At 71.5% G+C, this 6,286-nt stretch carries 9 protein-coding genes; 4 read left to right on the top strand and 5 right to left on the bottom strand.

What is annotated here, in order from left to right; all coding sequences use genetic code 11:
• From FIP57_RS02920 to FIP57_RS02905, 4 genes are all read right to left on the bottom strand, one after another.
• A partial coding sequence (locus FIP57_RS02920) for a hypothetical protein (protein WP_148571728.1) occupies window positions 1-414 on the bottom strand: 414 nt, incomplete at its 3' end.
• A gap of 203 nt (window positions 415-617) precedes the next feature.
• On the bottom strand, window positions 618-1,604 hold the full coding sequence (locus tag FIP57_RS02915; RefSeq protein ID WP_148571726.1) for an LLM class F420-dependent oxidoreductase: 987 nt from the start codon (window positions 1,602-1,604) through the stop codon (window positions 618-620).
• 19 nt (window positions 1,605-1,623) lie between these two features.
• Window positions 1,624-2,325: an HAD family hydrolase gene (locus tag FIP57_RS02910; RefSeq protein ID WP_148571725.1), complete on the bottom strand. Its 702-nt coding sequence runs from the start codon at window positions 2,323-2,325 to the stop codon at window positions 1,624-1,626.
• A gap of 46 nt (window positions 2,326-2,371) precedes the next feature.
• Entirely contained in the window at window positions 2,372-2,683 is a 312-nt protein-coding gene (locus FIP57_RS02905; RefSeq protein ID WP_238993227.1) for a DUF2530 domain-containing protein, read from the bottom strand.
• A gap of 147 nt (window positions 2,684-2,830) precedes the next feature.
• On the opposite strand from FIP57_RS02905, the gene FIP57_RS02900 reads away from it, so the two are divergent.
• Window positions 2,831-4,309 carry an NCS2 family permease gene (locus FIP57_RS02900; protein ID WP_238993226.1) on the top strand — a complete coding sequence of 493 codons (1,479 nt, stop codon included), beginning with the start codon at window positions 2,831-2,833 and terminating at the stop codon, window positions 4,307-4,309.
• 1 nt (window position 4,310) lies between these two features.
• On the opposite strand, the gene FIP57_RS02895 is transcribed toward FIP57_RS02900, so the two are convergent.
• Window positions 4,311-4,583, bottom strand: a complete 273-nt coding sequence (locus FIP57_RS02895; protein WP_148571723.1) for an acylphosphatase — start codon at window positions 4,581-4,583, stop codon at window positions 4,311-4,313.
• 76 nt (window positions 4,584-4,659) lie between these two features.
• Here FIP57_RS02895 and FIP57_RS02890 point away from each other — a divergent pair, with 76 nt between their 5' ends.
• From FIP57_RS02890 to FIP57_RS02880, 3 genes are all read left to right on the top strand, one after another.
• A complete protein-coding gene (locus tag FIP57_RS02890) occupies window positions 4,660-4,920 on the top strand; it encodes a hypothetical protein (RefSeq protein ID WP_203231004.1) in 261 nt (86 codons plus the stop codon).
• Window positions 4,917-5,711, top strand: a complete 795-nt coding sequence (locus tag FIP57_RS02885; RefSeq protein WP_148571721.1) for an SDR family oxidoreductase — start codon at window positions 4,917-4,919, stop codon at window positions 5,709-5,711. Before FIP57_RS02890 ends, FIP57_RS02885 begins: the two co-directional genes overlap by 4 nt.
• Before the next feature lie 118 nt (window positions 5,712-5,829).
• A complete protein-coding gene (locus FIP57_RS02880) occupies window positions 5,830-6,279 on the top strand; it encodes a MarR family winged helix-turn-helix transcriptional regulator (protein ID WP_148571719.1) in 450 nt (149 codons plus the stop codon).
• The last annotated feature ends 7 nt before the right edge of the window (window positions 6,280-6,286 follow it).

The following is a 6,286-nucleotide window of genomic DNA, read 5'->3' as shown; positions in this document are numbered from 1 at the left end:
CCCGTCGAGGCGGAGGCTGCCTTCGACGCCGAGCTCACCGGGGGTGGAGGCGAGCCGCTCGGCGGCCCACTCGGGGACCGGCTGCCCGAGGATCCTGGCCTTGGCGGCGGCGACCTGGGCCTCGTGCTCGGCGGGAGGCTGGGCGAGCAGCACAGGGTCGATCGCGCCCTCGTCGAGCTCCCGGCCGGGGGCGACGCGGTGCAGGTCGGCCCAGTGACACAACCCGCGCAGCTCCTCCGCGGCCGCAACGTCCTGCGCGACCCGGCGACCCCGGATGAACGCCAACGCGGCCGGGGCGTCCTGGCCCAGCACGTCAGGCTCCACCGGCTCGACCACCCCCGCCGCAGTCCTCCCACCGGCCGCGGCGACGGGGGTGGTGAAGAGCTCGAACGGCTCGGTGGTGGTGGTCTTCATGGGCAGGACGCTACGGAGGCCCACCGACAGTCCGTGGGAGTGGTGCAGACCGGTTTTCCCCAAGCAGGGTTGGGGATTCGTGGTTTCGACAAGCTCAACCACCGTGGCTGAGTCAGTTCGAACCGCACCTGGAACGCGTCCGGGAGGTGCCGTTGGAACTGATCGGCGCGTGGGGTGGTTTCGACGGGCTCAACCATCCCCACCTAGGGAGCCGCAGACCGGAGCTTCTCCAGCAGCGGCCCGGCGGCCTTGTCGAGGAACTCTTCCTGGTGGTCGCCGCCGACCTGGACGAGCGCGATGTCGGTGAACCCGGCCTCCCAGTAGGCGCTGACCGCGTCGACGATCTTGTCGAGGTCAGGGCCGCAGGGGATGCTCTCCGCCACGTCCTCGGGCCGCACGAACTGGGTGGCGCCGGCGAACCCGGCAGTCGTCGGCAGGTCGGCGTTCACCTGCCAGCCGCCGGCGAACCAGCGGAACTGGTCGTGGGCGCGGTCGACCGCGGCCTCCTCGTCTGGGTCCCAGCAGATCGGGATCTGACCGATCGCTCGGGCGCGCTCGCCGACCTTCGGGGCGCCCTCGGTGGAGTTCCACTCCGAGAGGAGCGACTCGTTGGGCTCGACGGCGATGACGTGGTCGGCGAGCGGGGCGAAGGTGGAGATGGACTCCGAGCCGCTGACCGCGACGGCGATCGGCACCGGCTGGTCCGGGAGGTCCCAGAGCCGTGCCGACTCCACGGTGAAGTACTCGCCGTGGTGGTCGATCAGCTCGCCGGTGTTCAGCTTGCGGATCACCTGGATCGCCTCGGCCAGCATCTCCTGCCGCGAGGCGACGGCCGGCCAGCCCATCCCGACGACGTGCTCGTTGAGGTTCTCGCCGGAACCGACGCCGAGGGTGAACCGCCCGTCGGAGAGCAGCCCGAGCGTCGCGGCCTTCTGGGCGACGATCGCGGGGTGGTAGCGCATCGTCGGGCAGGTCACGTAGGTCATCAGGTCGACCCGCTCGGTCGCGTGCGCGACGGCGCCAAGCACCGACCAGGCGTACGGCGCGTGGCCCTGGGCGGAGAGCCACGGGAAGTAGTGGTCGCTGGAGACCTCGAAGTCGAAACCGACCTGCTCGGCCGCTGCGGCGTACCGCACCAGCTCCTTCGGGCCGGACTGCTCGGTCATCAGCGTGTAGCCGAATCTGGTCATGCGGGTCCTCTCAGGGGGATCAGGAGCGTCGGGGTGGCGCGAGGTGCTGCGCCCAGTCATGGTCGACGAGCTCGGTGAGGTCGGTCGCGACGACGACCGCGCCGGCCTCCTCGAGCTCGGCGGTCGAGAAGCCGCCGGTCAGCACGGCGAGGCAGCGCAGCCCGAGCCGTGCGGCCGCCTCCACGTCGTACGGCGTGTCACCGACGACCACCGCTGTGTCCACGTCGAGGCGGTCGAGAGTGGCGACGAGGATGTCCGGCTGGGGCTTCGACTCCTCGGCGTCGTCGGAGCTGGTCTGCGCGGCGACGACCGAACCGATGCCGGCGGCCTCGACGGCGACCTCGGTGAAGCGGCTCTTGCCGGAGGAGGCGAGCCCGACGGAGAACCCGTCCTCGGCGAGCCGGTGGCACAGCTCGGACGCCCCTGGCAGCGCGGGGACCTGGTCGACCACCGCGGCGTACTCCTCCTCCCACGCCTCCCGGAGCGCGTCGCCGAGCTCCTTCTCGACGTCGTCGCCGGCGACGTGGGCGACGAGCTTGTCGCCGCCCATCCCGATGGTGCGGTGGACCCGGTGCACCGGGAGGGTGACGTCGTGGCGACGGAAGGCGCGGAACCACGCCATCGCGTGGTGGTAGGTCGAGTCGACGAGGGTGCCGTCCACGTCGAACAGCACGGCGGCGCGGCGGTCGGGCCGGTCGGCGGGGCCGGTCGGGTCGCTCATGGGCTGACAGTGCCCACGTGAGCGCCAGGTCAATCGGGAAGCGCAGTCAGTCGGACCCGTGCAGGTGGCGCGCCCGTCGGCGGCAGTAGTCGACCCCGAACATCCCGAGCCCGAACCCGGCGGCGCAGGTCCACAACCACCACTCGCGGTCGTGCTCCTCGAGCCAGCCGTGGAACGGCAGCAGCCCGAGCCCGGCGAGCAGGAACAGCACGGCACCGACCGCGACGAACCGCACGCCGCTGACGTCCAGGGGCTCCACGTCGGCCACCAGGTAGGTACGGTTGCCGATCTCGTGCACCTGGGTGCCGATGTCGTCGACCTGCGCGTCAGGGCGTGCCGCGGGGTCGGGAGTGCTCACGTCCGGACGGTATCCGAGGGCAGCCCCCGGCGTCAGGTCGCCCTCCTGCTCTGCGAGGATGGCCCAGCGCCACAGCGCGGTGGCTGCGCACGGCCGTTGCGGTCATCCCTGACCCGGCACGAACCAGCGTCGAAGAGGTGCCTCACCTTGGACAAGTTCTTCGCGATCACCGAGCGCGGCTCCACCGTCGGACGAGAGGTCCGCGGTGGCGTCGTCACGTTCTTCACGATGGCCTACATCATCGTGCTGAACCCGCTGATCATCGGCACCCAGACCGACGGGGCAGGCAAGTACCTCGGCGGCGGCGACAGCCCCAACCTCGCGCTGGTCGCGCTCGGCACCGCTGTCGTGGCGGGTGTGATGACGATCCTCATGGGTGTCGTCGCGCGCTACCCGATGGCGCTCGCCACCGGGCTCGGGCTCAACGCCTTCGTGACGTTCTCGATCGCCAAGGTCTTCACCTGGACCGAGGCGATGACGTTCGTGTTCCTCGAGGGCGTCATCATCCTGGTGCTGGTCCTGACCGGCTTCCGGACGGCCGTGCTCAAGGCGGTGCCGTCGTCGCTGAAGACCGCGATCAGCGTCGGCATCGGCCTCTTCATCGCGTTGATCGGCCTCGTCGACGCAGGCTTCGTCCGCCGCACCGGCGCCGGCCCCGTCCCGGTCGAGCTCGGCATCGGCGGCCGGCTCGACGGGTGGCCGACGGTGGTCTTCGCGTTCGGCCTGCTGCTGATCATCGCGCTCTTCGTCCTGCAGATCCGGGGCGCGATCCTGATCGCGATCCTCAGCACCACCGTCCTCGCGATCCTCGTCGAGTGGCTTGCCGACGTCGGCCCGACGGTCAACGGCGACGAGGTGAACCCGCGCGGGTGGAACCTCAACGTCCCCGAGCTCCCGGGCTGGGGCAACATCGCGAACCTGCCGGGGTGGAGCGACGTCAAGGACCTCTGGCAGCTCTCGATCTTCGACGACATCGGCGGGTTCGGCGACGCGATCGGCTCCTACGACGCGGCGGCGTACATCGCGATCGCCCTGCTGGTCTTCAGCCTGCTGCTCGCCGACTTCTTCGACACGATGGGCACGATGACCGCGATCGGCTCGGAGGCCGGGCTCCTCGACGAGCAGGGGCTCCCGCCGAGGACCGAGGCGATCCTCGTCGTCGACTCCATCGCGGCGGCCGCGGGAGGCGCCGCGTCGGTCTCCTCCAACACGTCGTACGTCGAGTCGGCCGCCGGTGTGGGGGAGGGTGCCCGCACCGGGCTGGCCTCGGTGGTGACCGGCGGGCTGTTCCTGCTCGCGACGATCTTCACGCCGCTCGTCGCGGTGATCCCCAACGAGGCCGCGACGCCGGCCCTCGTCCTGGTCGGGTTCCTGATGATGACCCAGGTCAAGGAGATCGACTGGGACGACATCGAGATCGCGCTGCCGGCGTTCCTGACGATCGCCCTGATGCCGTTCACCTACAGCATCACGGCTGGCATCGGCGCGGGGTTCATCGCGCACGTGCTGATCAAGGTGGTGCGCGGCAAGAGCCGCGAGGTGCACGGGCTGATGTGGGTGGTCGCGGTGATGTTCGTGGCCTACTTCGCCATCGAGCCGCTGCGCCGGCTCCTCGGGGTCGAATAGCTCACCGCACCCGGAAGCCGGACGCCCCCTCGGGCTCGACCTCGGTGACGTCGACGCCGGTCACGTCCGCACGCGGCGGTCCGGTCCGGCACCACTCGACGAGGGCGGCGACCGCCTCTTCCGAGCCCTCGAAGTGGCCGGCCACGGTGCCGTCCGGCTCGTTCGCGACCCACCCGCGCACGCCGAGCGCCTCCGCCTGGGTCCGGCAGCTGTCGCGGAACCAGACCCCCTGCACCCGGCCGCTGACGGTCACCCGCCGCGCTGTCTCCGGCATGGTTCCTCCTCCCGTTGGTCCACGGTTCCCCACCGTAGGGCGGATCGGATCCGCCGGCGCTGGGTAGGAAGTCGCCATGACCGAGCAGCCCCAGACCGAGCAGCCCCGGACCGGCCGGCCCACGAGCGAGCAGCAGGCCGACCACGACCGCGTCGACCGCCGTGCGGACCTCCTCCCCGAGGAGGCCAACGTCGGCAGCGACGAGCCGGAGGAGCAGGCGGCCGCGATCCTGGCGGAGAGCGACGAGCGGACCGAGGACCCGGAGGGGACCCGCCGCGAGTACACCCAGACGATGGACCGCGAGCGCGGCATGAACCAGGGGGAGGGGAACCTGTGACCACTCCGGCCCACGACCGGCTCGCGATCATCACCGGCGCCGACTCGGGCATGGGCAAGGCCACGGCCGAGCTCCTCGCCACCGAAGGGTTCGACGTCGGGATCACCTTCCACACCGACGAGGCGGGCGCCCAGGACACGAAGGCCGGCATCGAGGCGCGGGGTGGCCGCTGCTTCGTCGCGCGGCAGGACGTCAGCAGCCCGGACGGCGCCGACGTCGTCGACCAGCTCGCCGACCAGCTCGGCGGCGTCGGCGTCCTGGTCAACAACGCCGGGACCGGCGCCTCGGCGCGGCTCCTCGACACGGGGTACGACGAGTGGCGCAAGGTGCTCGCCACCGACCTCGACGGGCCGTTCCTCTGCTCCCAGCGGGCCGCGCGCCGCATGCTCGCGCAGGGCAAGGGCGGGCGGATCATCAACGTCACCAGCGTCCACGAGCACGTCCCGAGGTACGGCGCCGGCCCTTACTGCTCCGCGAAGGCCGGCCTCGGGATGCTCACCAAGTGCCTCGCGCTGGAACTGGGGGAGCACGGGATCCTGGTCAGCTCGGTCGCCCCTGGCGAGATCGCGACGCCGATGACGGGGATGGACGAGAGCGACGCCTACCACCAGGAGCGGCCGGGGAACCCGCTCGGCCGTCCGGGCCACGTGCACGAGGTCGCGTCGGTGATCGCGTTCCTCGCCTCGCCGCGCTCGTCGTACGTCACCGGGGCGTCGATCACCGTCGACGGCGGGCTCACGCTGATGGCCGCCCACGGGCACGACCAGGCCGAGGGCTGGCGCGACGCCTAGCGGCTGGGAGCAGGCAGCTCGACGCCCAGCAGCCCCGACGACCAGCAGCGACGTCTGACGCGTCACACCGGCGCCGTCCCGGTTTCTTTAGCAAGGGTAATGACCTAGACTAAGAACCATGGCTCCCACCCTCGAGCACGTCTCCCGCTCCGACAGCGGGCTGGCCTCGGTCCTCCGCGTCTCCGTGGCGCGGTTGAGCCGACGGCTCCGCGCCGAGCGCCCCGACGACCTCGGGATCAGCACGACCGGGCTCGCGGTGCTGGGGCTGCTGCTGCGCGAGGGCGACCACACGATCGGCCAGCTCGCGCAGGTCGAGCGGGTGCAGCCGCCCTCGATGACCCGCACCGTGCGGTGCCTGGAGGAGCTCGGCTACGCCGAGCGCCGGCCGCACCCCACCGACGGCCGACAGGTCGTCGTGCACATCACCGACGCGGGCCGCGAGCTGGTGCTCGCCGACCGGCGTCGACGCGACGCCTGGCTCGCCTGCCGGCTCCGTGAACTGACCCCTGACGAACGCGCCGTCCTCCGTGAGGCGGCCCCGATCCTCGAAAGGTTGAGCGCTTTCTGACCCGGCA

It is taken from the genome of Nocardioides caldifontis, assembly GCF_008087345.1.
Taxonomy (GTDB): domain Bacteria; phylum Actinomycetota; class Actinomycetes; order Propionibacteriales; family Nocardioidaceae; genus Marmoricola_A; species Marmoricola_A caldifontis.
The sequence above is the reverse complement of the archived record's forward strand: the minus strand, read 5'-3'. Positions and strand labels throughout refer to the sequence as shown.

What these genes read in the sequence shown, in the direction of transcription:
- FIP57_RS02915 (WP_148571726.1), bottom strand. Translation starts at nt 1,604, where the DNA reads ATGACCAGATTCGGCTACACGCTGATGACCGAGCAGTCCGGCCCGAAG.
- FIP57_RS02910 (WP_148571725.1), bottom strand. Translation starts at nt 2,325, where the DNA reads ATGAGCGACCCGACCGGCCCCGCCGACCGGCCCGACCGCCGCGCCGCC.
- FIP57_RS02895 (WP_148571723.1), bottom strand. Translation starts at nt 4,583, where the DNA reads ATGCCGGAGACAGCGCGGCGGGTGACCGTCAGCGGCCGGGTGCAGGGG.
- FIP57_RS02890 (WP_203231004.1), top strand. Translation starts at nt 4,660, where the DNA reads ATGACCGAGCAGCCCCAGACCGAGCAGCCCCGGACCGGCCGGCCCACG.
- FIP57_RS02880 (WP_148571719.1), top strand. Translation starts at nt 5,830, where the DNA reads ATGGCTCCCACCCTCGAGCACGTCTCCCGCTCCGACAGCGGGCTGGCC.